A 24,206-nucleotide genomic window follows, 5' to 3' on the forward strand; every position below is an offset into this window, starting at 1 on the left:
GAAGGTTTTCATCGGTTTGTGGGCGGCGGGCCCACGGATGTTGCGGGCCGCGCGGAAATTTCCTCGGCCGGCTCCCCGAATGCATCCGTTTCCGGTGCCGCCGCTGCCACCGATTCCGCCGGCGCCTCCGGTTTCGCCCGGTCGCCGCGCTCGGACCGCATGCCCAGGACCACGCCCGCCCCCACCAGGAGCGCACCGCCGAACTGCCCCATGGTCGGCGCGCCGGTGCCCAGGACCAGACCGGACATCGCCGCGGTCACCGGCACCAGGCCCATGAACAGCCCGGCCCGCTCCGGCTCGATCCGGGCCAGTGCCGAGTACCACAGCAAAAACGCCCCGGCGGTGAGCGGCAGCGCCAGGTAGAGCAGCGCGGCGAGCTCGGTCCCCGACGGCATCCGGATCAGCTCGGTGCCGTCGGTGAACGCCCCGACCACCAGCATCTGCGGAATCGCCATCGCGGTCGCGTACGCGGCGATCCGCCAGGCCCCCAGCCGGGGCAGCAGCGGCACCGCGATCAGCGTGAAGCCCATCTCGCACAGCGCCACCCCACACGCGAACAACAACCCGAGCGCCGTGCCACCGCCGAGCCCCTGCACCACCGCCGCCCCCGCGACCACCACGAGCGAGGCGAGCAGCACCGACCGGCTCGGTCGCCGCCCGCCCAGCACCGGCGCGGCCGACACCAGCAGCAGCGGCGTGGCGCCCAGGATGCTGCCCACCGTGGCCGGATCCGCCCGGTCCAGCGCGGCGAACAGGAACAGGTTGAACAGGGTCTGGCCGCACAGCGCGAGCAGCCCCAGCCGGACCAGCTCCCGCCGGGTCGGCCGCAGCAGCGGGATCCGGCGCAGCCGCAGCACCCCGAACAGCACGAGCGCGGCCACCGCGTACCGGAGCATCTGGCCTCCGGTCACCGGATAGTCGGACAACACCGCGGAGACGCCGGCGGCAGCACCGATCAGCCCTTGTGCGGACGCAGCGCACACCAGGCCGATCGAGCGGGGGGACATCGAGGAGGACTTCATGTGACGTAACGTTAGGAAGCCGGTGGATTCCTCGACAGAGCCACTTCCGAGCCGAAAAACCGGACCAATTCCGGATCGCCGACAGGTCGCCGACGGACCACCCGGCTCCCGAACCCCGAGGGCAGGTGTCCCGAGTGCGCGAACTCCTCGTCCACCTCGACCGATCCGCAGGCCGACTAGGCGCCCAGGTGCAGGCTGGCCTGCGAGCCGCGATCCGCTCCGGCCGACTCCCGGCCGACTTTCGCATGCCGTCCACCCGGGCGCTCGCGGAGAGCCTGGGCGTCTCCCGCGGCATGGTCGTCGACGCGTACGAGCAGCTGGTCGCCGAGGGCTATCTGACCTCGCGGCACGGCTCCGGCACCCGGGTCACCGCGGCGTGCACGGCGCCGCAGCCGGCAGACCCGGCAGGCTGCGATCCGACGATCCCGATCACCCACGACCTCAAGCCCGGCGTGCCCGACCTGTCCGCGTTCCCGCGCGCCGCGTGGTCGGCCGCGGCCCGGCACGTGCTGCGTACCGCCCCGCATGCCGCGTTCGACTACCCCGGTCCCTCCGGCACGAGCGAACTGCGCGTCGCGCTGAGCGACTACCTGGGCCGGGTCCGTGCCGCGCAGGCCCGCCCCGAACACATCGTGGTGGTCAACGGCGTGGCCCAGGGCCTGTCCCTGGTCTCCCAGGCGCTGCGCCGGCTCGGCCTGGACGTACTCGCGGTGGAGGACCCCTCCAGCGATCGCCAGCGCGGCATCTTCACCACCCACGGCCTCACCGTCGCGTACGCCCCCACCGACGCCGAGGGCATCGACGTCGACGCGCTGGCCCGCACCGGCGCCCGCGCGGTGCTGGTCACCCCCGCCCACCAGTACCCCACCGGCGTGGTGCTGTCGCCCCGCCGTCGCGCGGCCCTGGTCGACTGGGCCCGCGCGCACGACGGGCTGATCGTGGAGGACGACTACGACGCCGAGTTCCGCTACGACCGCGACCCGGTCGGCTGCCTCCAGGGTCTGGCCCCGGACCGGGTGGTGCACCTGGGTTCGACCAGCAAGGCGCTGGCGCCCGGGATGCGGCTGGGCTGGGCGGTGCTGCCCGCCCCGCTGATCGAGCGGATCCACGACCTCAAGACCAACGCCGACCTGGGCTCGGCCACCCTCCCCCAGCTGACCCTGGTCCGGATGCTGGCCACCGGGGCGTACGAGCGCCACCTACGCACGATGCGCGCGCACTACCGGATCCGCCGCGACGCGGTGGCCGAGGCGCTCGCCGAGCACCTGCCGGCGGCCCGCGTGCACGGCATCGCCGCAGGCATCCACCTCTACGTCGAACTCCCGCCCGGCTCCGACGAATCGGCCACCGCGCGGCGGGCCCGGGAGCACGGCGTGCGGGTGGAGCCGATGGCCACGATGCGTGTGTTCGCCGGCGGCCCGCCCGCGGTGATCATCGGTTACGCCGGGCTCTCGCCCGACCGACTGCGCGAGGCGGTCCGACTGCTCGCCCGGTCCGTACTCCCCGCCGTTGCGCCCCCGAGCTAGATTTACCCCGTGGACAACAGCCCAGAGCGTCGAGCCCAGCCGCCCACTCCGGAGTTGCGGGCCTCCGACGCCGACCGCGACCGCTACGTGAACGTGTTGCGGGACGCGCTCGCCGAGGGCCGCCTGACCGCCGACGAACACGCGGAGCGGGTGGACGCGGCGCTGGCCGCGAAGACGCTGCGTCAACTCGAACCGCTGATCGCCGATCTCCCGACGCCCGGCCCGATCGGCTACGAGCCCGCAGCGGCCAATACGGTGCCGCCCCACCCGGCCCGGTCGAACATGTTCGCGTTCTGGAGCAGTTCCACCCGCAAGGGCCGCTGGCGCGCGGGTTCGAAGCTGAACGCGGTCGCGGTGATGGGCGGCGTGGACATCGACCTCACCGACGCGGTGTTCGACGAACCCGAGTTGGTGATCAACGTGTTCGCGCTCTGGGGCGGCATCGACATCCGAATCCCGGAGGGGGTGACCGTCCGCGATCACGGGTTCGGCTTCATGGGTGGCTTCGACGTGCACGAGCAGTACACCGACGATCCGCGCGCACCCGTTGTGGTGGTCAAGGGCCTGGCCATCATGGGTGGTGTGATGGTCAAGGCGAAGCGCCGCAAGGAACAGCGCCGGCGCGAGTTCGACGGCGAGCCCCGACCCGGCGACGCGGGCGACCGCTTCCGCAAGTACCCGGGGGAGCCGGAGCGCGACCGCTTCCGCAAGGACTCGGACTGACCCGCTCCGAACCGGGCGGCGCACCACGGCCCCCGCCCGTGCTCGGGGCGGGGGCCGCGTGTTCGACGCCGGATCAGTAGGCGTCGTACGGGATCACCGAGTACGGCAGCGACACCGAGGCGCCCGCCGTCCACTGCTGCGTGGCCGAGGCACCGGCCGGCTGCTGGGTGACCGCGCCGTTGCCCGCAGCCGGCGCGGTCGCGACCAGCCCGGAGACCCGGCTGACCAGTCGGCCGTCCGCGCCCACGTCGAAGCGCAGGTTGTTCAGATACGCGCCGTGCGCGTCGTCACAGCGCCAGATGCCCATCCCGGCCCCCGGCGCCGTGGCCCCGCGATTGTCGAGGCAGAACGCCGGGTCCTTGAGGCTGTGCAGCTGACCCGTGGCGGGGTTGCGCCACCACTTCTGGTTGGATCTCGCTGTCGCCGAGCGAGATCAGCGAGGTCTTGCGCTCGGCCAATGGTTTGACCCCGGTGCTCCCGTACAGCGCCTGGGCCTCGCTCTGCCGGATCGCCTCCAGTTGGGGGGACAGCGCGATGGCCGCGGGGCCGGCCGCGGTCGCGCCCGCCGCCTGCCCCGGCAGGCCGCCGGTGAGGCCGATCAGGGTCGCCATCAGCGCCACCGGTAGGACCTTGTTGCGCACACGCTCGAATGTGGACATGCACCCTCGCCTTCGTGGCATGGAAGGAACACGCACGAGCCACCCAAAGGGGACTTGGGCACTGTGAAGCGAAAGAAAGCTACCGGTGGGTAGACGGGAAATGAAGGCATTTGCCTGACAACCCCGCCCGCGCCGGCCGGCCGCGAGTGCGCTTCCGGGCCGATCGAAGCGGTTGCCCTATCGTGGAAGAACAGTGGCATCGACCGTCCGCACCCATTCGACAGGTGATGTACATCAGCACTCGCACGCCGACGTTGTCGCAGCTCAGAGCCTTTTCCGCGGTCGCCGACCACCTGCACTTCCGCGATGCCGCCGCCGCGGTGGGCACCAGCCAGCCCGCGCTCTCGGGAGCGATCGTCGCGCTGGAGGAGGCGCTGGGCACCCAGCTGGTGGAGCGCACCACGCGCCGGGTCCTGCTCACCCCCGCCGGCGAGCGGGTCGCACGGCACACCCGGCGGGTACTCGACGCGCTGGCCGATCTGGTCGACGAGGCGGAATCCGCACGTCGCCCGTTCACCGGCCCGCTGCACCTGGGGGTGATCCCCACGGTCGCCCCGTACGTGCTGCCGGCGCTGCTGCGGCTGGTCCGCGAGGAATACCCGGAGCTGCGGCTGTACGTGCACGAGGAGCAGACCGGCTCGCTTCTGGACGGCCTCACCGGCGGTCGACTGGACCTGCTGCTCCTCGCGCTGCCCTCCGGCATCTCGGGCGTCGAGGAGATCCCGCTCTACGAGGAGGACTTCACCCTGGTCGTGCCCGAGGGACACGAGCTGGCGAGCCGGTCCGACGTGCCGCGCTCCGCGCTGCGCGGCCTGGACGTGCTGCTTCTGGACGAGGGCCACTGCCTGCGCGACCAGGCCCTGGACGTGTGCCGCGAGGTGGGTGCGGGCGAGGCCGGCGCGACCCGCGCCGCGAGCCTGCCCACCCTGGTCCAGCTGGTCGCGGGCGGCCTGGGCGTCACCCTGCTGCCGCAGACCGCGATCGACGTGGAGACCCGGCCGGGCTCACAACTGGCGGTGTCCCGGTTCGCCGCACCCGCCCCGTACCGGCGCATCGGTTTGGTGCTGCGCTCCAGCACGGGACGGGGCGAGGAGTTCGCGAACCTGGCGGTCGCCCTGCGGCGCGCGGTCGGCGGGCTACCGGTGCGGGTGGTGGAGTAGGGTCCCGGTCCGCACGTCCGCGGCTCGCCGCCCATGACCACCGGCGCGCCCGCCGACCTCACGACACGATGTCCTTCCGGCCGAAATGGCGGAAGGCCAGGGCCAGGAAGACCACCGCGTAGGCGACCGAGACCGCGGCGCCCTTGATCATGCCGTCCCATTGCGGGTCGGTCTGGAGCACGTCTACCCACGCGAACTGCCAGTGCGTGGGCAGGTAGTCCCGCCACGACCCGAGCGCCGTCACCGCGTCCACGATGTTGGAGACCACCACCAGGCCGACCGCGCCGCCCACCGCGCCCAGCGGCGCGTCGGTGACCGTGGACAGCCAGAACGCGATGCCCATCACCACCAGTTGCGCCACCACGCCGTAGACGACCACGACCGACATGCGCCCGAGCGCCTCGCCGGTGGGCAACGACGCCCCCACCGGCAGATCCAACGGGCCCCAGCCGAACGCGATCGTGCCCGCGATCATCGCCATCAGCGGCAGCAATACCAGGGCCAGCACGCTGTAGCCGAGCGCGACCACCAGTTTGACCCGCAGCAGCCGCGCCCGCGGCACCGGCGCGGCCAGCAGATAGCGCAGCGAGGACCAACTCGCCTCGCTGGCAACGGTGTCGCCGCAGAACAGCGCCACCGCCACGACCAGCAGGAAGCCCGTCGAGACGAACAGCGTGAACGCGGTGAAGTTGAGCGCGCTCTTGGTCGCCACGTCCACCAGCGTGGGCACCGCGTCCGCCGACGGATCGCCGCCGATCTTGAACGCGGCGACCAGGATCCACGGCAGCACGAGCAACAGGCCGATCATGAACAGGGTGCGCCGGCGCCGGAATTGGCGGACGGTCTCGACCCAGACCGGCAGCGTGTGCCGAGGGCGATAGCCGTGCGCGTGCGCCGCGCCCGGGATCGGGTGCGCGCCCTCGTCGGTCGGCAGATCGGGGAGCGTGCGGGTCATCAGGACTCCCCAATGAGCGTCAGGAACGCGTCTTCCAAGCGGCGGCGCGCGGTCACCCGGTCCACCGCGACGCCCGCGCCGACGAGTTCGGCCACCAGGACCGAGGTTCGCGCACCCGCGAGATGCACGAGCACGCCGCCCTCCTCGGGCTCCACCGAGCCCACGCCCGGCAGATCCTTCAGGGTCGCGATCGCCAGGTCCGGGACGGGAGTTCCGATCACCAGCGTGTTGCCGTTGCCGACGATCTCGGCGACCGGGCCGGAGGCGATCAGCCTGCCCCGGTGCATCACCACGACGTGCGTACAGGTCTGTTCGACCTCGGCCAGCAGGTGGCTGGAGACCACCACGGTACGGCCGGTGGCCGCGTAGCCGATCAGCACGTCGCGCATCGCCCGGATCTGCGGCGGGTCGAGCCCGTTGGTCGGTTCGTCCAGTACGAGCAGGTCCGGCAGGCCGAGCATCGCCTGTGCGATGGCGAGCCGTTGCCGCATGCCCTGCGAGTAGGTGCGCACGTTGCGATCCAGCGCCTCGCCCAGCCCGGCGATCTCCAGCGCCTCGTCGAAGTGCGCGTCCGCGTGCGGGCGCCCGGTGGCGCGCCAGTACAGCGACAGGTTCTCCCGGCCGGACAGGTGCGGCAGGAAGCCGGGACCCTCGACGAACGAGCCGAGCCGGGACAACACCGGCGCACCGGGCCCGACCACCCGGCCGAAGATCCTTATCCCGCCGCCGTCCGGGAGGATCAGCCCCATCAGCATCCGCAGCGTCGTCGTCTTGCCCGCCCCGTTGGGGCCGAGCAGACCGAGCACCTGACCCGCCTCCACCTGGAAGGACAGGTCGTCGACGGCGAGCTTGCCGCCCTTGTAGCGCTTGGTCAGATTGCGGATCTGCAGCGGCACCTCGGCCAGTGCCGGATCCGGGACGGCCGCCGCCGCCCGGCGCCGCCCGGTGAGCAGCAGCGCGAGCGCGACGAGCACCGCGATCAGCGGCAGGCCCCACGTCCACCACGGGTAGCCGGTCGAGGCCACGTGCAACTGCGGCACCGACGGCACGGTCAGCGGACCGGCGAGCGCGACCCGGTAGCTCGCGGGCGCGTTCGGCGACGCGAAGCCCAGGTCGGTCGCGGTGAGCACGAGCCGCAGCCGGTGGCCCGAGTCGACCTGGTGGTCGATCACCGGCAACCGGATCTCCACGTCCCGCCCGGCCGCCGCACCGGTCACCCGGATCGGCGCCGCGAGCTGGTGCGGCAACACGGTGCCGCCATCCGACGCGACGTCGTACAGCTTCGCGAACAACACGATGTCGTCGGCGCCGGACACCCGCACCCGAGCCGTCGGCGAGCCGGTGATCCAGGTGCTCTGGTCGAACCGCTCGCTCTGGAAGAACGCGCTCTGCCCCGGCAGGTCGAACGCGATCCCGCCCAGGTCGCCCGCCCCCGACGCGAGCGCGCCCAGGCTGCCGGCGCCGGACAGCAGACCGAGCCCGGGTAGCCCGGACACCGAGGTCGGCGCACCCCCCGGCGGATTGGCGACCGTCTGCTCCGGCCCGGCCAGCGCGACCGCCCGCTGCCGGGTACCGCCCAGGCCGGGGTAGCGGTCGGTGTCGGCGATCCGCAGCCGCTGCTCACGCGTGGCGCTGTCCACCCCGCCCGAGCGGGTCACCCGAAACTCCCCCGCGGGAGTCGGCGCACCGGCCTTGGGCACGGCCTGGAGCGGCTTCAGCCACCGGTCGAACCACCCGGTGACACGATCGCGCACCATCGCGCTCTGCGGCCGGCCGCCGTCGTGCCCGCCGGCCGTCCACACCACCTCCACCGGCGCGCCGTTGTGCGCGATCGCGGCGGCGTTGCGGTCGGCCTGGTCGAGCGGGAACAGCGAGTCGTTCTGGCCCTGGATCAGCAGCGTGGGCACCGCGATCCGGTCCGCCACCGACGTCGGACTGGCCCGCCGGAGCAGGTCGACCGCCTGCGGGGTGGACCTACCCCCGACGGCCACTTCGCGGTAGATCGCGCACACCTGCTCGGCGAACCGGCCGCAGCCGGTGTGCGCGTCTATCGGGGCGAGCGTGCCCAGCGGGGTGGTCCCGGACGAGAAGAACAGTCCGGCCCACATCTTCTTGAACACCCCGTCGGCCGGCCCGTCGCCCGCCGCGTTCGGCAGCAGCGCGTCGGCGAGGTCGTGCCAGGTGATCTGCGGCGCGATCGCGTCCACCCGCGGGTCGTAGGCCGCGGTCAGCAGCGCGAGCGCACCGCCGTAGGAGGCACCCGCGACGCCCACCCGCGGGTCGCCCGGGGCGTCCAGCCGCACCTCGGGCCGGGCCGCCAGCCAGTCGATCAGCGCCCGCGCGTCGGCCACCTCGTAGTCCGGCTGGTCCAGCATGATCTGCCCGGCCGAGCCGCCGAAGCCGCGCGCCGAGTAGGTCAGCACCACGTACCCCGAACGGGCCAACGCCTCCGCGTCCCGGCGCAACTCGGCCTTGCTGCCGCCGAATCCGTGCGCGAGCAGCACGGCGGGCGCCCGCTCGTGCGCTCCCGGCGGCAGGAACAGCGTGGTGTCGATGCCGATCCGGGCCGAATCGCCCGGCCCGGCGGCGACGTCGATGCGCTGCTCGGCGGCGGGTACGGCCGCCACCGGGTCGTCTCGGACCAGGGCACCGAACCCCAGGGCCGCGATGATCACCACCACGAGGGCCAGGACACCGGCCAGGACACGTGATCGACGCGTGGTCAACCGCGAACGCGCAACGGCGAAGGGGCGGCCGAGTGCCGTCCGGAGACTCATGCGCCGACCCTACGTGGTACGACCCCGCCGGTCCGGCACAAGGGCATGCCCGGCCCCGATCGCCGATCTCCCCGATCCCCCTTCGTCACACGACCGGACGCGCGCGGCAGGTTTGGCCAAGCGCCTGCGGAGGACATCCGTACAGTCGATCGCGGAGGTCAATTGTGCGCCTTGCCCTTTTCATCACGTGCTTCAACGACACGCTCTTCCCGGAGACCGGCAAGTCCGTGGTCCGGGTGCTGCGGCGCCTCGGACACGAGGTGGAGTTCCCGTACGGCCAGGTGTGCTGCGGGCAGATGCACTTCAACTCCGGCTACCGCGAGGACGCGGTGCCGCTGGTGCGGTCCTTCGTGGACGCCTTCGAGGGCTACGACGCGGTGGTCGTGCCGTCCGGGTCGTGCACCGCGATGGTGCGCGAGTACCACGCGAGCGTGGCCCGACAGGCGGGCGGCGCACTGCCGGCCGGCGTGGCGCGGGTCGCGCCGAAGGTGTACGAGTTCAGCGAATTCCTGGTCGACGTGCTCGGCGTAACCGACGTGGGCGCCTACTTCCCGCACAGCGTCGCCTACCACCCCACATGCCACTCGCTGCGCCTGCTGCGGGTGGGCGATCGGCCGACCCGGCTGCTGCGCGCGGTCCGCGGCCTCACCCTGGTGGACCTGCCGCGCGCGGACGAATGTTGCGGATTCGGCGGCACGTTCGCGGTCAAGAACGTGGACACCTCGGTGGCGATGGGCAACGACAAGGTGAGCGCCGCACTGGAATCGGGTGCGCAGGTGTTGTGCGCGGGCGACAACTCGTGCCTGACCCACATCGGCGGACTGATCTCGCGCCAACAAGCGGGCATCCGCGTGCTGCACCTCGCGGACATCCTGGCCTGCACCGAGGCACTGCCGGACGTGCCGCCGTACGGGCCGGGCCTGGACACCGGATCCGAGTTCGCCGCCGAGCAGGCCCTGGGACCGGAGGTGACGCGATGACCGCATCCGTACGCAGGGAACCCACATTCGTCGGGATGCCCCCGTTCCCGGAGGCCGCGCACGCGGAGTTGGCGAACGACGTCCAGCGGGCCAACCTGCGCGCGGCCACGCACACCATCCGGGCCAGGCGCGACGAGGTGGTCGCCGAGTTGCCCGACTGGGAACTGCTGCGCCGCGCCGGCGAGGCGATCAAGGACGACGTGTTGGCCCGGCTGCCGGACCACCTCGAACACCTGGAGGTCGCGGTCCGCGCGGCCGGCGGCGTCGTGCACTGGGCTCGCGACGCGGCCGAGGCGAACGCGATCGTGGTCGCGATCGCCCGGGCCAAGGGCGTGGACGAGGTGGTCAAGGTCAAGTCGATGGCCACCGAGGAGATCGAGCTGAACAACGCGCTGGCCGACGCGGGCATCCACGCGTGGGAGACCGACCTGGCGCAGCTGATCGTGCAGCTCGGCGAGGATCTTCCGTCGCACATCCTGGTGCCCGCGATCCACCGCAATCGGGCCGAGATCCGGGAGATCTTCGTCCGCGAGATGGGCCGGGTCGGCCAACCGGCGCCCGAGCGCCTGGCCGACGAGCCGGGCGCGCCGGCCACCGCCGCGCGCCGGCATCTGCGGGAGAAGTTCCTGCGCGCCAAGGTCGCGGTCTCCGGCGGCAACTTCGCGATCGCCGAAACCGGCACGGTGTGCGTGGTCGAGTCCGAGGGCAACGGGCGAATGTGCCTGACCCTGCCCGAGACGCTGATCACCGTGCTCGGCGTGGAGAAGCTGCTGCCCACGTGGGGCGACCTGGAGGTGTTCCTGCAACTGCTCCCGCGCAGCTCGACCGGCGAGCGGATGAATCCGTACACCTCGATGTGGACCGGCGTCACCCCCGGCGACGGCCCGCAGGAATTCCACCTGATCCTGCTCGACAACGGCCGCTCCGACGTGCTGGCCGACCCGGTGGGCCGGCAGGCGCTGCGCTGCATCCGCTGCTCGGCGTGCCTGAACGTGTGCCCGGTGTACGAGCGCACCGGCGGACACGCGTACGGGTCGGTGTATCCCGGGCCGATCGGCGCGATCCTCACCCCGCAGCTGCGCGGCATCGCGGCGCACCCGGTGGACGCGCAGACCGCGTCGCTGCCGTTCGCATCCTCGCTGTGCGGCGCGTGCTTCGACGCGTGCCCGGTGCGGATCGACATCCCCGAGGTGCTCGTGCATCTTCGTGCACAGGTTGTGGACGGCGGACGCGGACCGCACGACCGGGCCGAGGAGATCGGCATGAAGGCGGTGCGGTGGACCTTCGAGAAGCCGTGGCGGATCGGCTTCGCGCAGCACGTGGCCGGGGTCGGCGCGCGGTTCGCTCGGCACGGCGTGATCGGCCGGATCCCGCTGCCCAAGCGGTTCACCGGTCCGGTCGGCGCGTGGTTCGCCGACCGGGACGCGCCCGCGCCGCCGGCCGAGTCGTTCCGCTCCTGGTACAAGCGCACCGACGGCGGTCTGGAGGAATGAAGGTGGAGCGATACGAGGCGGACCACGAGGCCCGTACGGTGATCCTGGACCGGTTGCGCACGGCCCTGGACGACCGGCCCAAGCCGCCGCCGGTGCGACGGGCGTATCGGCGCGAGCGCCCGGCGGGCCTGGACGTGGTCGGCCGGTTCGCCGAGCGGGTCGCCGACTACGAGGCCACCGTGCTGCGTGTGGACGACGCCCAGGATCTGTTGTCGGCCGCGAGCGGCCTGCTGCGTGCGGCCGGCGTCACCCGACTGGTGGTGCCGCCCGGGCGCAGGCTCGCCTGGCTGACCCGGCTCGGTGTCGAACTGGTGGTGGACTCGCCCGCGCTGGACAACGACGCGCTCGGCGAGATCGACGCGGTAGCCACCGGATGTGCGCTGGCCATCGCCGAGACCGGCACGATCGTCCTGGACACCGGCCCGGACCAGGGTCGTCGGGCGCTCACCCTGCTGCCCGACTACCACCTGTGCCTGGTGCGCGCCGACCAGATCGTGGGCACCGTGCCGGAGGCGATCGCCCGGCTGGATCCACGCCGCCCGCAGACCTGGATCTCCGGCCCGTCGGCGACCAGCGACATCGAACTGCAGCGGGTGGAGGGCGTACACGGGCCGCGCACGTTGCACGTCCTGCTGACCGGGTAGTGACCCACCCTGGGCTCTCGACCGGAACAGGTCGAGCCGGCGGGCCGTTGTGGCGTGGGAACGCTCATCCAGGAGGCGACAGCGATGTCCGAGGCAGCACCGTCCGCAGATTCGACCGGCGAGTTCCGCATCGAGCACGACTCGATGGGCGACGTACCGGTGCCGGCCGCCGCCAAGTGGCGGGCGCAGACCCAGCGCGCCGTCGAGAACTTCCCGATCTCCGGGCAGCGTCTGGAGCCCGCACATGTGGAGGCGCTGGCCCGGATCAAGGGCGCGGCGGCACGGGTGAACGCCGAACTGGGCGTGCTGGACAAGGACACCGCGGAGGCGATCGAGCAGGCCGCAGCCGAGGTGGTGACCGGTCGGTGGGCCGACCAGTTCCCGGTGGACGTGTTCCAGACCGGCTCGGGCACCTCCTCGAACATGAACATGAACGAGGTGCTCGCCACCCTGGCGACCGAGCGCCTGGGTCGGGACGTGCACCCCAACGACCACGTCAACGCGTCCCAGTCGTCCAACGACGTGTTCCCGTCCTCGATCCACATCGCGGCGGCGCTCGCGGTCACCCACCGGCTGATCCCCTCGCTCGACCATCTCGCGTCCACCCTGGAATCGAAGGCGACCGAGTTCGCCGACGTGGTCAAGTCCGGGCGCACGCACCTGATGGACGCCACACCGGTGACCCTGGGGCAGGAGTTCGGCGGCTACGCGGCGCAGGTGCGGCACGGCGTCGAGCGCTTGCAGGCGAGCCTGCCGCGCGTGGCCGAACTGCCGCTGGGCGGCACGGCGGTGGGCACCGGCATCAACACCCCGCCGGGCTTCTCGGCGCGGGTGATCGCGGAGATCGCGGCCTCCACCGGGCTGGCCTTCACCGAGGCTCGCGACCACTTCGAGGCACAGGGCGCGCGGGACGGACTGGTCGAGCTGTCCGGCCAGTTGCGTACCATCGCGGTTGGCCTGAACAAGATCGTCAACGACCTGCGCTGGATGGGATCGGGACCGCGCACCGGGCTGGCCGAGATCCGGCTGCCGGACCTGCAACCGGGCAGCTCGATCATGCCGGGCAAGGTCAACCCGGTCATCCCGGAAGCGGTCGGCCAGGTGGTCGCGCAGGTGATCGGCAACGACGCGGCGGTGGCCTTCGGCGGCGCGGCGGGCAACTTCGAGCTCAACGTGATGCTTCCGGTGATCGCCCGCAACCTGCTCGAATCGATCCGCCTGCTCGGCAACGTGACGCGGGTGTTGGCCGATCGTGCGGTGGCGGGCATCGAGGCTGACGTGGAACGGATGCGCGAGTACGCCGAGTCGTCCCCGTCGGTGGTCACTCCACTGAATCGTTTCCTGGGTTACGAGGAGGCGGCGAAAATCGCCAAGCAGTCGCTGGCCGAGCGCAAGACGATCCGGCAGGTGGTGATCGAGCGCGGCCACGTCTCGGCGGGCCGGTTGACCGAGGCCGAACTCGACGCAGCGCTGGACGTGCTCGGGATGACCCATCCGTGACGCGGCGCGCCGCCCGCCGTACGCGCGGCGAAGGGGCGTACGCACACACCCGTGATGTTCTTCGCATGATGGCCCACCCGTAACATGACTCACGGTCAGGTGTTACGGGCGCTGGGTAAATCAAGGTCATGTCTAACATCCTGCGCATGCACGAGCACTTCGAGGATCCCCGCTCCGCGCCCGGCACCTGGTCTCCCGGCGACCAGGTGTTGTGGCGCTATCTGCGCGGCGACCAGGTCCTGGACTGCCGTCCGGTGACCGTCGTTCGCGACGACCCGAACCAACTCGCGGTCTGGCTGGCCGGGGGCACCTCCCGGGTCAAGCCGATGTTGCCGGACGGATCGGACATCCGCACGGCGCCGATCGAACGCAGATTCCGACTCGGCCGAATCCCCTCGATCGTCGAGTGGACCGGAACCGGGGTGCTGATGCTGGCCCGACCCGACGAACCGTGGTCGGTCTGGCTGTTCTGGCAGGCGGATTGGCGCTTCTCCGGCTGGTACGTCAACCTCGAACGCCCGCGCACCCGATGGTCCGGCGGGGTGGACACCGAGGACCACGTGCTGGACGTGTGGGTCACCCCGGACCGGCGCTGGGAGTACAAGGACCAGGACGAACTGGCCGCCTCCCGGGAGGCGGGCCGGCTCACCGACGAACAGGTCGAGGCGATCGAGGCGGAGGGGCGGTCCGCCGTCGAGGCGATCCGGACCTGGGGCGCGCCGTTCGACCAGGGCTGGGAGAACTGGCGCCCGGACCCGGCCTGGCCGCTGCCGCAACTCCCGGACGACTGGGCGGACAACGTGCGCATCGCGTAGCCGCTTCCGCAGGACTCGGGCCCGACTTCGGTCGGGCCCGACGTGTTTTGTGATCCGCTCGATCTCGGGTGCAACCCTTTCGGCTCTCGGTCGCTCTGAACGGGGTGACAACGAGGGGGTCGAGATGCCGACAACCGGCCGACGAGATTTCGAGGAGTACGCACGGGCGCGCCAACAGCAGCTCTATCGCACCGCGTATCTGCTGTGCGGGGATGCCGATCGGGCTCAGGACCTGGCCCAGACCACGCTGGCCAAGCTGTTCCGGCACTGGAAGCGGGCGAGTCGCGCGGAGAACCTGGACGCGTATGCCAAGACCGTGCTCAGCCGCACCTTCCTGAGCGAGCAGCGCGGCCGGCAACGCGAACACGAGGCACACGAACTCGGGTCGGGAGCGCCCGAGTCGGGACAGCACCCGGACCTGCGGCTGACCCTGCTCGCGGCGCTGGACACGCTGCCGCCCAAGCCGCGCCTGATGGTCATCCTGCGCTACTGGGAGGACCTGAGCGTGGAGAGCGTCGCCGCGCTGCTGCGCTGTAGCACCGGCAACGTCAAGAGCCAGTGCGCCCGTTCGATGGCCAAACTCCGGGCCGAACTCGGAGACCTCCACCTGTACTCGACGGAGAGCTGAGGGATCGTCATGCTGCGTGAAGACAGTGCTGATCAGGAGTTTCGGATGGTGCTGGATCGGGCGACGATCGAACTTCCCCCGCTGCCGGACCTGGTGCCCGGCGCGGTGCGGCAGGGGCGCCGGCGGCGGCTTCGGGCCCGGGCGCTGATCGGTGTGGTGGGCGTCGCATCGGTCGCGGCGATCGCGGCGCCGACCCTGCTGCTCGCGCCATGGGCGGGCAGCGACACGGGCCGGGAGGGCAGTTCACAGCCTGGCGAATTGCCGCTGCATCCGGCGAACTGGCCGACCGACCAGCCGCTCGCCGCGCCGACGACGGCGTATCCGACGATGCACGTGACGCCGACGAAGAAGGGCAAGACCCGGCAGTTCACCCGGTCCGAGGTCGAACTGCGCTACGCCTTCAAACAGAAGCTCGCCGATGTGATCACGAAGCTGCTGCCCCCGGACGTGGGCCGGATCGTCATTCCGGACAACAGCGTGAACGCGTATCGCCTGGTTTCCGGTGACGAGAGCTACCAGATCACCGTACGGGTCGACCTGCCCGCCGTCCCTGCCGAGGCCCGCCCGGGGGGTGCCTGGAGCATGCCCTGTGCCGAGCGGGAGTCGCAGACCCCGGCGCTTCCGTGTGTCGACGGGCGGCTTCCGGACGGAACATTGATCTCGGTCGGCAACATCGCGCCCGACGCGGGCAGCACGTCCCCGGCGATTCCGATCGCGAATTTCGGCTACCACGGAGCGGAGGTGTTCTTCGGCATGCTCTCGGACGTGCGAACCCACGCGGCGCCGCCCGTCACCAGCGAACAGGTGGCCCGGCTGGTCTCCGACCCGACCTTCCTGGAAGCCGTGGACTTCTGGCGCACGCAGCCGGTTGCGGACTGAACGACCGGGTCCCGTCCGACCCTCTCGAACAGGGCCGAGGGCGACCGGAAGGTCGGCGAAGAGCGGGCGAGACGCCGGGTGCGACGGACGGCGGACGCGAAAGCAGGGTCGGAGCGGCTGCTCCGACCCTGCTCATGGCTCTTGGTTCAGCCGTGCTTCTCGACGTCGACCTTGGGGAGCAGGCGGGCGAGCGGGGCGGGGAGCCACCAGGCTCGCGGGCCCATCAGTTGCAGCGCGGCCGGGACGACGAGGCAACGAATGACGACCGCGTCCACGAAGATGGCGACGGCCATCCCGAAGCCCAGCTGTTGCAGCGCGCGCTGCGGGCTCAGCACGAATGCGCTGAAGACGACCACCATGATCGCCCCGGCGGCGGTGATGACCGAGCCGGTGTGCGCGAGACCCTCGCGCACGGCCCGCCCGTGGTCCTTCGTGCGCCGCCACTCCTCGTGTATCCGGGAGATCAGGAACACCTCGTAGTCCATCGACAGGCCGAAGACGATCGCGAAGATCACGACCGGCACCCACGGTTCGATCGGCCCGGCCTCGGCGCCGAGCATGCCGTGCTGGAAGACCAGCGACATCGCGCCCAGCGCGGATCCGATGCTCAGGAGGTTGAGCACCGCCGCCTTCAGCGGGATCAGGATCGACCGGAAGACCACCATCAGCAGCACGATCGACAGTCCGACCACGATCACGATGAACAGCGGCATGCGTTCGGCGACCTTGTCGGCGTAGTCCTCGGCCCCCGCCGTCGCACCGCCGACCAGGTACGTCGCTCCGGTGGCCGTGGTCAGCGCGGGCAGTACGTCGTCGCGGAGTTCGCCCACCAGCTTCGAGGTCCGCTCGTCCTGCGGCGACGACGTCGGGAAGACCACGATGGTCGCGACCCGGCCGTCCGCGGTCGGGATCGGGTCGGTCGCCGCCGCGATGCCCGGGGTGGTGCGCAGTACGCCGGCCGCCTGGGCGCCGGCCGCCGCCGCGGTGCCGCCGCCCTCGTCGACGACCACCACGAGGGGCCCGTTGAAGCCGGGCCCGAAGCCCTTGGCGAGCAGGTCGTATGCCTTGCGGCCGGTGCTGTCGGACGGATCGTTGCCGGCGTCCGAGAAGCCAAGACGCATGTCGAGCGCGGGGACCGCGAGTGCGCCGAGCGCGATGACCGCGACCAGCAGCGCGATCAGCGGACGACGCTGCGCCGCACCGCCGATCCGTCGCCACATGGTGCCCTCGGGCGCCCTCTTCTTCGCCACGCGCTTGGCGGCGCGAGCCCGGAACTGCCGGGCGAAGCGATCACCGAAGATGCCCAGCAGCGCGGGCAGAAGGGTGATCGACGCGAGCATCGTGCCCAGCACGGTCAGTGCGACGGACAGCGCCATGCCCTGCAACGACCCCAGGCCCAGCGCGACCAGCCCGAGCAGCGCGAGGATGACGGTGCAGCCCGCGAAGAAAACGGTACGGCCGGCCGCGTCGAGCGCGGTCGTGCCGGCCTGCTCGGGCGACGCGCCCTTGACCAGTTCGCCGCGGTAGCGCGCGAAGATCAGCAGGGCGTAGTCGATGCCGACCCCGAGGCCGACGAGGATCATCACGAACGGCACCCAGTCGGCGATCGTGAAGATCTGTGAGGCGGCCACGACGACGGCCATCGAGGAGCCGACGGCGAAGAGCGCCGTGACGATCGGCAGCCCGGCCGCGATCAGCGTGCCGAAGAGGAAGACCAGGATGACGAGCGCCGCAAGGATGCCCGCGCCCTCCGCGCCACCGCCCTCGGCCTGACCGAGCACGCGCGCCGCCTCGCCGCCCAACTCAACTTGGACTCCCGGCCGTTCGGCCTGTTCCGCGATCCGCTGGATCTGCTCGGTGTCGGCCTTCGAGAGGTCCTGCGAGGTGCCTTCGAGAAGCACGGTTGCGTAGCCGATGTGCCCGTCGGGAGCGACTGCCGACGGCTCGTCGTACCAGCTGCGCACCTGCGCGACCCCGGGTGCGCCGGCCACCTGCCGCAGCACGGTCTCGAAATGTTGCCGGGTTCCCGCGTCGCGCAGGTCGCCATCGGACCGTACGACGATCTCCAGCGTGTCGCCGGCCTGCGCCGAACCGTGCTTCTCCAGGAGGTCGACGGCCTTCTGGGACTGCGCGCCGGGTATCGAGTAGTCCTCGTGGTAGTCGCTCCCGGTCGCCGAGGCGAGGCCCCATGCGCCGACCAGGACGGCCGCCCACAGGGCCAGGACGAGCCACTTGCGCCGATGGGCGAATCGGGCGAGGCGCGCGAACACGCCTGATTCGAGGGGATCTTGCGGCGGGCGACGGTACTCTTCGCTGACAGTCATGGGTTCGATTCCGTAGAGCTGGGGACGGGGTCCGCTGGTGTGGACGGGGGCATGGGTGTGGCCGATGAGGACGTGGTTGTCGGTGGCACCGTCACCGGTCTTCGGCGGGCCGGCTGTTCGGCTGCATCCGGAAGGACACCTTCTCCATGAGCGGCTTGCGCAACGTGTTCTGGAACGCCGCGACGCGCCAGTCGCCGCCCGGCTCGCGGACCACCGTGTACGTCTGGATCTTCGCGAGTTTGTCGGCGGACGGAACCTTGTCGCCCTTGTAGGTGTCGCCGCGAGTGACGACCACGGCCGCGTCGACACCGAGGAAGCGGATCTCCTCGACGACACTCGCGATCCGGGTGCCCTTGAGGAAGCTGTCGAACAGGGCCTGGTGCGCGCGGCCGATCTCGTCGCCGCCGCGGTAGAGGGTTCCGACGTAGGTGATGTACGTGGCGTCGGCGGTGAAGCCGGCGCCGTAGGCCGCCCCGTGGCCCTGCCCCCAGGCCGCGTCCACCCGCCCCAGGAGCCGCTTGATCGACGCGGTGTCGGCCGCCGTGGTGTCGACGGTGTGCGTGTCGGCGGTGTCCGGGGTGGCGGTGGTGAGCATGGTGTCGATGGCCTCGGGCATGTCGGACCCTCCAGTGATAGCTTCCGGGAAGAAGATTCTGCCTAGAAGATTTCTCTTCTCTGAGGAAGAGACTAGAAAGGGAGTGCGCCCGTGTCAACGCCTGCCGTCCGATTCGACGCCGGGAACGTCTACCGGCGCTACCTGAGTTCGGTGACGCTCCACGGCCTCGCGAGCGCCAAGACGTGCGGTCTGGGTCCGTCCGACCTGCACCTGCTCAACATCCTCGAACTCGCAGGCGCCATGACCCCGGGCGAGATCGTCACCCGCACGGGACTCACGACCGGGCCGACCACGCGCCTGATCGACCGCCTGGAGGCGGCCGGCTACGTACGGCGCACCCCTGCCCCCGACGACCGGCGCAAGGTCATCGTGGAACCGGTTGCCCAGCCGGCCGCCCTCGACGAGACCATGGCCCCGGCCCGGCGCCGCATCGGCGACCTGATGCGCCGCTACACCCCGGAGCAACTGGCCGTGCTGTTCGACTACTTCGAACGCGCGACGGAGGCCTACCAGGAGACCAACGACGAACTACGCGCAACGGGGAACTGACCCCCTGCGACGGTGACCAGCGCGGCGCACCGATCGAAGCGGAGCGCTTCGGGCCCGGGATCACGGATGGGCTTGCCCGTGCGGGAAGTGATGTGCACACGGCCGCCGCGGATCGGTAGGCCCCTCGGCGTTCAGGCGGTGCCGGGTGCCTTCCGACACGGCCCACAACCGGCGTGGGCCGCCCTGATGGACCACCGGCCGCCGAGCCGCCGGACCACGGAGCCGCCGAATCCAGGCCACCGGACCGCCGAGCCCCGAGCCACCAGGCCACCAGGCCATGCCACCGGGCCACGTCGAGCATTCCTGGCGCAGAAAGTGCCACGTGCGCCGTCGCAGCCCCGCCCGCCCGCCGGTAATGGAGTCACGGTGGGTAATTCCCGCAGCCACCGTTCGGCGCACGGACCGTGGGTCCGCTCGTGTCGGCCGGGTCGATTGCAAGATCATCGCAATGTCCCGATTCGGCGTTCGGCCGAACGGCGCGTAGGCTCCTCCTCCGCCCATCCCGCCGACGCCGACCGGCGGTCGAACGCACGAGCGCACGCGCTGAGCTGGGAATTTCCTCGCAAAAGCCACTGATAAGTGATCACGATCAATGACTGAGTCATTGCTTATTTCATCTATCAATTCCGCTGTGGCATCGTGATCAACGTACGTCCGACCGGGATGGTGAACCTGCCTTCCCGGACCCTTCGCGGAGGAGACCCAGTGCTTACTGTCGGTAACCAGTTCCCCGAGTACGACCTCACCGGCGTTGTGTCGCTGGAGGCGGACAAGGCCTTCGAGCAGATCACCAACAAGTCCTACGACGGCAAGTGGCGCGTCGTGTTCTTCTGGCCGAAGGACTTCACCTTCGTGTGTCCGACCGAGATCGCCGCGTTCGGCCGGCTCAACGAGGACTTCCAGGACCGTGACGCGCAGCTGCTCGGCGTGTCCGTGGACTCCGAGTTCGTGCACCTGGCCTGGCGCAAGGACCACCCGGACCTGACCGACCTGCCGTTCCCGATGCTGTCCGACCTCAAGCGCGAGCTGTCCTCGGCCGCCGGTGTGCTCAACGCCGACGGTGTCGCGGACCGCGCGGTCTTCATCATCGACCCGAACAACGAGATCCAGTTCGTCATGGTCACCGCCGGCTCGGTGGGCCGCAACCCCGACGAGGTCCTGCGGGTCCTCGACGCGCTGCAGACCGACGAACTGTGCCCGTGCAACTGGCAGAAGGGCGGCGAGACCCTCGACGCCGCCAAGCTGATGGACGCCTGATCCATGGGTCTCGACGTCCTGAAGGCCGCACTGCCCGAGTACGCCAAGGACCTCAAGCTCAACCTGGGCTCGGTCGTGGGCAACTCGAAGCTCGCCGAACAAACGCTCTGGGGCACGGTGCTCGCCTGCGCGATCGCCACGCGTAGCCCCAAGGTGCTCGCCGAACTCGAACCGGAGGCCAAGAGCCGCCTGTCCGACGAGGCGTTCACCGCCGCCAAGTCCGCTGCCGCGATCATGGCGATGAACAACATCTACTACCGCTCGATGCACCTCATCGGCGACCCGGAGTACGGCAACCTCCGGGCCGGTCTGCGGATGAACGTGATGGCCAACCCGGGCGCCCCGAAGGCCGACTTCGAGCTGTGGTCGCTGGCGGTCTCGGCGATCAACGGCTGCGGCCGGTGCCTGGAGTCGCACGAGCAGGTCCTGCGCAAGGAGGGCGTGCCGCGCGAGACGATCCAGGAGGCGATCAAGATCGCCGCCGTGATCCACGCGGTCGGCGTGACGCTGGAGACCGAGCAGGGCTGAGCACGCCCTGCCACCGGCGAACACCCCGCGACACCCGCGAGAGCCCGTCCCCGCCCGGGGACGGGCTCTCGTCGTTTCCCGAACCGGCCGAAGCCGCGAACGTCATCGTCGTGCGCGCGAACGCACCACCGAACGAGAGCGAATCGCCCACCGCGAACGAATCACCCACAGCGCACACGTCGCCCACCACAGTCGGGTCAGACCGTGCAGCCGGGTCACCCGCCGAAGCCGAACCGGCCTCGGTCGGCTGCCGTACGCCCACCTGCCGCGCCGCGGGCTCACCGCACCCTCATCCCGGCCAGCGCGACCTCCCGGTACAGCCCCACCGCGTCCCGCACGCCCATCCCGCGATAGATCCGGCTCCCGGTCGAGATCGCCGTGCGCAGCACCCGCTGGGTGAACACCGGGTCCAGGTCCGGGTGGAAGTCGCCGGAGCGGATGCCGGCCACCAGCGCCCCGGTCCAGGTGTCGGAGACCTTGGCGCGCTGCGCGGTCAGCCGGCTCGCCGGGAGTTCGTCGCCGCGTACCTCGTTTATCGCCAGCACCGTGGACACCCCGTGGTACGCGTGCGCCTCCACGGTCCGCCCGATCAGGCCGGCCAGCCGCTCCACCGGCGCCGGTTGCGCGGCGGCGTCCCTGTCGAACGCGGTGCGCAGGTCGCCGAGGAACTCGCCGAGCAGTTCGCCGAGCAACTGCTCCTTGGAGCCGATGTGATGCGCGAGGCTGCCGACCGGCACGCCGGCCAGATCGGCGATCCGACGCACCGTGGTGCCCGCGTAACCGTCCTGCTCGAAGAGCAGGTTGGAGGCCATCCGGATCCGGGTGCGCGCGTCGGCTTGGCGCGGTACCCGGGCCATCCGCCGCTCGGCCTCGACCCTGGTGTCCTCGATCGGGCCGACCCGACGCAGGGTGGGCATCGCATAGCGCGCGGGCCCGAGCAGGTTGCAGATCCGCTGGGAGGCGTAGTGCCCCGGCCGCACGACGCCGCGCACGAACACGTCCACCAGGCGCCCCGCGGCCGCGTCCGGGTCGTAGCGACCGCTCGGTCGGTACCACTGGGCCATCCCCCACACCGCCGATTGCAACATCAGCGACAGCAGCACGGGGTGCAGGTCTCGGCGCAGGCTGCCGTCCTCGACTCCCCGGCGCAGCACCCGGCCCCACAGCGTGGACGCTTCGGCGGTGCGGTCGGAGAGCCAGACGAAGCCCTCGCTGCGGGAGAGCCGGCGCGACTCGCCGACCACCACGATCGCCGCGTCGGGGCTGCTGCCGATCACTTCGAGGCTGTCCCGCAGCAGGCCGCGCAGCGTGGCGATCGGCTCGTCGCCGCGCTCGACCGTGGCCCGCTGCCGGCTCATGATGTCCGCGAAGAAGGTGTCGAGCACTTCGAGCAACATCGCTTCCTTGGAGGGGAAGTGGTGGTACAGGCTGCCCGAGAGCATGTCGGCGGACTCGGCGATCTGGCGGACCGTCGTGGCCCCGTAGCCTCGCTTGGCGAACAGCGCACAGGCGTGTCTGATGATCTCCGCGCGTCGATCTGCTCGCGGCCTGTTGTGACGCTCCGCACCCGCTCGATCGCTCAACACAGGCCAAGCGTAGTACGCCTGGGAATCCCAGGCGGAATCTCACGTTCCGGTAGTCCTTTTCAGCCCCACCAGCCCCACCGATATCACCCGGCTGCGGACCCGAGTCGCAGTGCGAACGAGCGCGGAGCGCGCGAGATTCGGGGTGAGGCGACAGCCGAAGCGGGACCCGACGCGACACGCGTACGAGCCCGAGGCACCCGGGGGAGACGGCCGACCCGACGGGATCATATCCTTGACTTAGTCATACACTTGGGGCAGGGTGAGTTCAGGCTGGATCAAATGCGTCGCCATCCGTGGCCCGGCCCCGAGGACCGGCCACTCAGGACTCGCTAGGAGCGACCCCATGGGCAACCCCGTCATCGTCGAAGCCGTGCGCACCCCCATCGGCAAGCGCAACGGCCGGCTCGCCGGCCTGCACCCGGTGCAGCTGTTGTCGGCTGTCCAGCGCGGGCTGATCGAGCGGGCCGGGATCGACGCCGAACTGGTCGACCAGGTGATCGGCGGCTGTGTCACCCAGGCCGGCGAGCAGTCCGGCGACATCGTCAAGCACGCATGGCTGTACGCCGGCCTGCCGCACCGCACCGGCGGCACCACGATCGACTGCCAGTGCGGATCCGCCCAGCAGTCGGTGCACCTGATCGCCGGACTGATCGCGACCGGCGCCATCGACGCGGGAGTCGCATGCGGCATCGAGTCGATGAGCCGCAACCCGCTCGGGCACACCGCCAAGCCCGGCCAGAAGTCCAAGCCGGAGGACTGGGCGGTCGACCTGCCCGACCAGTTCACCGCCGCCGAGCGGATCGCCCGCAACCGCGGCATCACCCGCGCCGACGTGGACGCCCTGGGCGTGCGCTCGCAGGCCAACGCCAAACGCGCGTGGGACGAGGGCCGGTTCACCTCGCAGGTGGTCCCGGTCGAGGCCCCCCTACTGGACGCCGAGGGCAAGCCCACCGGCGAGACCGTGCTGGTCGATCGCGACCAGGGCCTGCGCGACACCACGATCGAGAGCCTGACCAAGCTCAAGCCGGTCCTGCCGGACGGCATCCACACCGCCGGCAACTCGTCGCAGATCTCCGACGGCGCCGCGGCGCTGCTGATCATGGACGAGGACAAGGCGCGGGCGCTCGGCCTGCGCCCGCGGGCGCGGATCGTCGCCCAGGCGATGGTCGGCGCCGACCCGCACTACCACCTGGACGGCCCGAACGACGCGACCGAGCGGCTGTTCGCCCGCTCCGGGATGTCGATGTCCGACATCGACCTGTTCGAGGTCAACGAGGCGTTCGCGTCCGTCGTGCTCTCCTGGGCTCAGGTGCAAAAGGCCGACCTGGACAAGGTCAACGTCAACGGTGGCGCGATCGCCCTCGGCCACCCGGTCGGCTCTACCGGCGGCCGGCTGCTGACCACCGCGCTCTACGAACTCGAGCGCACCGACCAGCAGTTCGCCCTTGTGACGATGTGCGCCGGCGGCGCCAACGCGTCCGGCACGATCATCGAGCGGATCTGACCCGCGGCCCCACCCGACCGAAAGGATCGAGCCCCGCACGCCGTTGGGCGTACGGGGCTCGATCCGAGTCCGAAGGCGAGT

Annotated in this window: 22 protein-coding genes; 14 read left to right on the forward strand and 8 right to left on the reverse strand. The window is 71.1% G+C overall.

The window, feature by feature from the left end:
- Positions 1-8: 8 nt before the first annotated feature.
- Positions 9-1,022 carry a DMT family transporter gene (locus tag ABZS54_RS02550; protein ID WP_355530048.1) on the reverse strand — a complete coding sequence of 338 codons (1,014 nt, stop codon included), beginning with the start codon at positions 1,020-1,022 and terminating at the stop codon, positions 9-11.
- A gap of 188 nt (positions 1,023-1,210) precedes the next feature.
- Between ABZS54_RS02550 and ABZS54_RS02555 the strand changes: the two genes are divergently transcribed.
- Both ABZS54_RS02555 and ABZS54_RS02560 read left to right on the forward strand, forming a co-directional pair.
- Positions 1,211-2,548, forward strand: coding sequence for a PLP-dependent aminotransferase family protein (locus ABZS54_RS02555; RefSeq protein ID WP_355530051.1), 1,338 nt, complete (start codon positions 1,211-1,213; stop codon positions 2,546-2,548).
- Positions 2,549-2,557: 9 nt separating this feature from the next.
- The gene (locus tag ABZS54_RS02560) at positions 2,558-3,271 is read left to right on the forward strand and encodes a DUF1707 domain-containing protein (protein WP_355530054.1); all 714 of its coding nucleotides are present in this window, start codon (positions 2,558-2,560) and stop codon (positions 3,269-3,271) included.
- Positions 3,272-3,344: 73 nt separating this feature from the next.
- On the opposite strand, the gene ABZS54_RS02565 is transcribed toward ABZS54_RS02560, so the two are convergent.
- Both ABZS54_RS02565 and ABZS54_RS02570 read right to left on the reverse strand, forming a co-directional pair.
- Positions 3,345-3,644 (reverse strand): RICIN domain-containing protein, encoded by a 300-nt coding sequence (locus ABZS54_RS02565; RefSeq protein WP_355530332.1) that lies wholly within the window; start codon positions 3,642-3,644, stop codon positions 3,345-3,347.
- Positions 3,559-3,930 (reverse strand): hypothetical protein, encoded by a 372-nt coding sequence (locus ABZS54_RS02570; protein ID WP_355530057.1) that lies wholly within the window; start codon positions 3,928-3,930, stop codon positions 3,559-3,561. The genes ABZS54_RS02565 and ABZS54_RS02570 overlap by 86 nt, the downstream gene beginning before the upstream one ends.
- A gap of 227 nt (positions 3,931-4,157) precedes the next feature.
- Between ABZS54_RS02570 and ABZS54_RS02575 the strand changes: the two genes are divergently transcribed.
- A complete protein-coding gene (locus tag ABZS54_RS02575; protein WP_355530060.1) occupies positions 4,158-5,090 on the forward strand; it encodes a hydrogen peroxide-inducible genes activator in 933 nt (310 codons plus the stop codon).
- A 58-nt stretch (positions 5,091-5,148) separates the two neighbouring features.
- On the opposite strand, the gene ABZS54_RS02580 is transcribed toward ABZS54_RS02575, so the two are convergent.
- Together ABZS54_RS02580 and ABZS54_RS02585 are read right to left on the reverse strand one after the other, a co-directional pair.
- Positions 5,149-6,045 (reverse strand): ABC transporter permease subunit, encoded by an 897-nt coding sequence (locus tag ABZS54_RS02580; protein ID WP_355530063.1) that lies wholly within the window; start codon positions 6,043-6,045, stop codon positions 5,149-5,151.
- Positions 6,045-8,822, reverse strand: a complete 2,778-nt coding sequence (locus tag ABZS54_RS02585) for an alpha/beta fold hydrolase (RefSeq protein ID WP_355530066.1) — start codon at positions 8,820-8,822, stop codon at positions 6,045-6,047. Before ABZS54_RS02585 ends, ABZS54_RS02580 begins: the two co-directional genes overlap by 1 nt.
- 164 nt (positions 8,823-8,986) lie before the next feature.
- Between ABZS54_RS02585 and ABZS54_RS02590 the strand changes: the two genes are divergently transcribed.
- The 7 genes from ABZS54_RS02590 to ABZS54_RS02620 all read left to right on the forward strand — a co-directional run bounded on the left by ABZS54_RS02590 (position 8,987) and on the right by ABZS54_RS02620 (position 15,761).
- Positions 8,987-9,802 carry a (Fe-S)-binding protein gene (locus ABZS54_RS02590; RefSeq protein ID WP_355530069.1) on the forward strand — a complete coding sequence of 272 codons (816 nt, stop codon included), beginning with the start codon at positions 8,987-8,989 and terminating at the stop codon, positions 9,800-9,802.
- Positions 9,799-11,295, forward strand: a complete 1,497-nt coding sequence (locus ABZS54_RS02595; protein WP_355530072.1) for a lactate utilization protein B — start codon at positions 9,799-9,801, stop codon at positions 11,293-11,295. Before ABZS54_RS02590 ends, ABZS54_RS02595 begins: the two co-directional genes overlap by 4 nt.
- Entirely contained in the window at positions 11,292-11,939 is a 648-nt protein-coding gene (locus tag ABZS54_RS02600; protein ID WP_355530075.1) for an LUD domain-containing protein, read from the forward strand. Before ABZS54_RS02595 ends, ABZS54_RS02600 begins: the two co-directional genes overlap by 4 nt.
- 84 nt (positions 11,940-12,023) lie before the next feature.
- The gene (locus ABZS54_RS02605) at positions 12,024-13,439 is read left to right on the forward strand and encodes a class II fumarate hydratase (protein WP_355530078.1); all 1,416 of its coding nucleotides are present in this window, start codon (positions 12,024-12,026) and stop codon (positions 13,437-13,439) included.
- A gap of 128 nt (positions 13,440-13,567) precedes the next feature.
- Positions 13,568-14,254 (forward strand): DUF402 domain-containing protein, encoded by a 687-nt coding sequence (locus ABZS54_RS02610; RefSeq protein ID WP_355530081.1) that lies wholly within the window; start codon positions 13,568-13,570, stop codon positions 14,252-14,254.
- Between the two features lie 124 nt (positions 14,255-14,378).
- Positions 14,379-14,882, forward strand: coding sequence for a SigE family RNA polymerase sigma factor (locus ABZS54_RS02615; protein ID WP_355530084.1), 504 nt, complete (start codon positions 14,379-14,381; stop codon positions 14,880-14,882).
- Positions 14,883-14,891: 9 nt separating this feature from the next.
- Positions 14,892-15,761: a hypothetical protein gene (locus tag ABZS54_RS02620; RefSeq protein WP_355530087.1), complete on the forward strand. Its 870-nt coding sequence runs from the start codon at positions 14,892-14,894 to the stop codon at positions 15,759-15,761.
- A gap of 146 nt (positions 15,762-15,907) precedes the next feature.
- Here the strand turns inward: ABZS54_RS02620 and ABZS54_RS02625 are convergent, their stop codons facing one another.
- Both ABZS54_RS02625 and ABZS54_RS02630 read right to left on the reverse strand, forming a co-directional pair.
- Entirely contained in the window at positions 15,908-18,085 is a 2,178-nt protein-coding gene (locus tag ABZS54_RS02625) for an MMPL family transporter (RefSeq protein ID WP_355530090.1), read from the reverse strand.
- Positions 18,086-18,176: 91 nt separating this feature from the next.
- The gene (locus ABZS54_RS02630) at positions 18,177-18,701 is read right to left on the reverse strand and encodes an SgcJ/EcaC family oxidoreductase (RefSeq protein WP_355530093.1); all 525 of its coding nucleotides are present in this window, start codon (positions 18,699-18,701) and stop codon (positions 18,177-18,179) included.
- Positions 18,702-18,791: 90 nt separating this feature from the next.
- Between ABZS54_RS02630 and ABZS54_RS02635 the strand changes: the two genes are divergently transcribed.
- From ABZS54_RS02635 to ABZS54_RS02645, 3 genes are all read left to right on the forward strand, one after another.
- Entirely contained in the window at positions 18,792-19,250 is a 459-nt protein-coding gene (locus ABZS54_RS02635; protein ID WP_355530096.1) for a MarR family transcriptional regulator, read from the forward strand.
- 705 nt (positions 19,251-19,955) lie between these two features.
- Entirely contained in the window at positions 19,956-20,507 is a 552-nt protein-coding gene (locus ABZS54_RS02640) for a peroxiredoxin (RefSeq protein WP_078976832.1), read from the forward strand.
- 3 nt (positions 20,508-20,510) lie between these two features.
- Positions 20,511-21,035: an alkyl hydroperoxide reductase gene (locus ABZS54_RS02645; protein WP_355530099.1), complete on the forward strand. Its 525-nt coding sequence runs from the start codon at positions 20,511-20,513 to the stop codon at positions 21,033-21,035.
- A gap of 278 nt (positions 21,036-21,313) precedes the next feature.
- On the opposite strand, the gene ABZS54_RS02650 is transcribed toward ABZS54_RS02645, so the two are convergent.
- On the reverse strand, positions 21,314-22,621 hold the full coding sequence (locus ABZS54_RS02650; RefSeq protein ID WP_355530101.1) for a TetR family transcriptional regulator: 1,308 nt from the start codon (positions 22,619-22,621) through the stop codon (positions 21,314-21,316).
- Positions 22,622-22,964: 343 nt separating this feature from the next.
- On the opposite strand from ABZS54_RS02650, the gene ABZS54_RS02655 reads away from it, so the two are divergent.
- The gene (locus ABZS54_RS02655) at positions 22,965-24,125 is read left to right on the forward strand and encodes a steroid 3-ketoacyl-CoA thiolase (protein WP_355530104.1); all 1,161 of its coding nucleotides are present in this window, start codon (positions 22,965-22,967) and stop codon (positions 24,123-24,125) included.
- Positions 24,126-24,206 lie beyond the last annotated feature (81 nt).

The organism is Embleya sp. NPDC005575, assembly GCF_040605455.1.
In the GTDB taxonomy this organism is placed as follows: Bacteria; Actinomycetota; Actinomycetes; order Streptomycetales; family Streptomycetaceae; genus Embleya.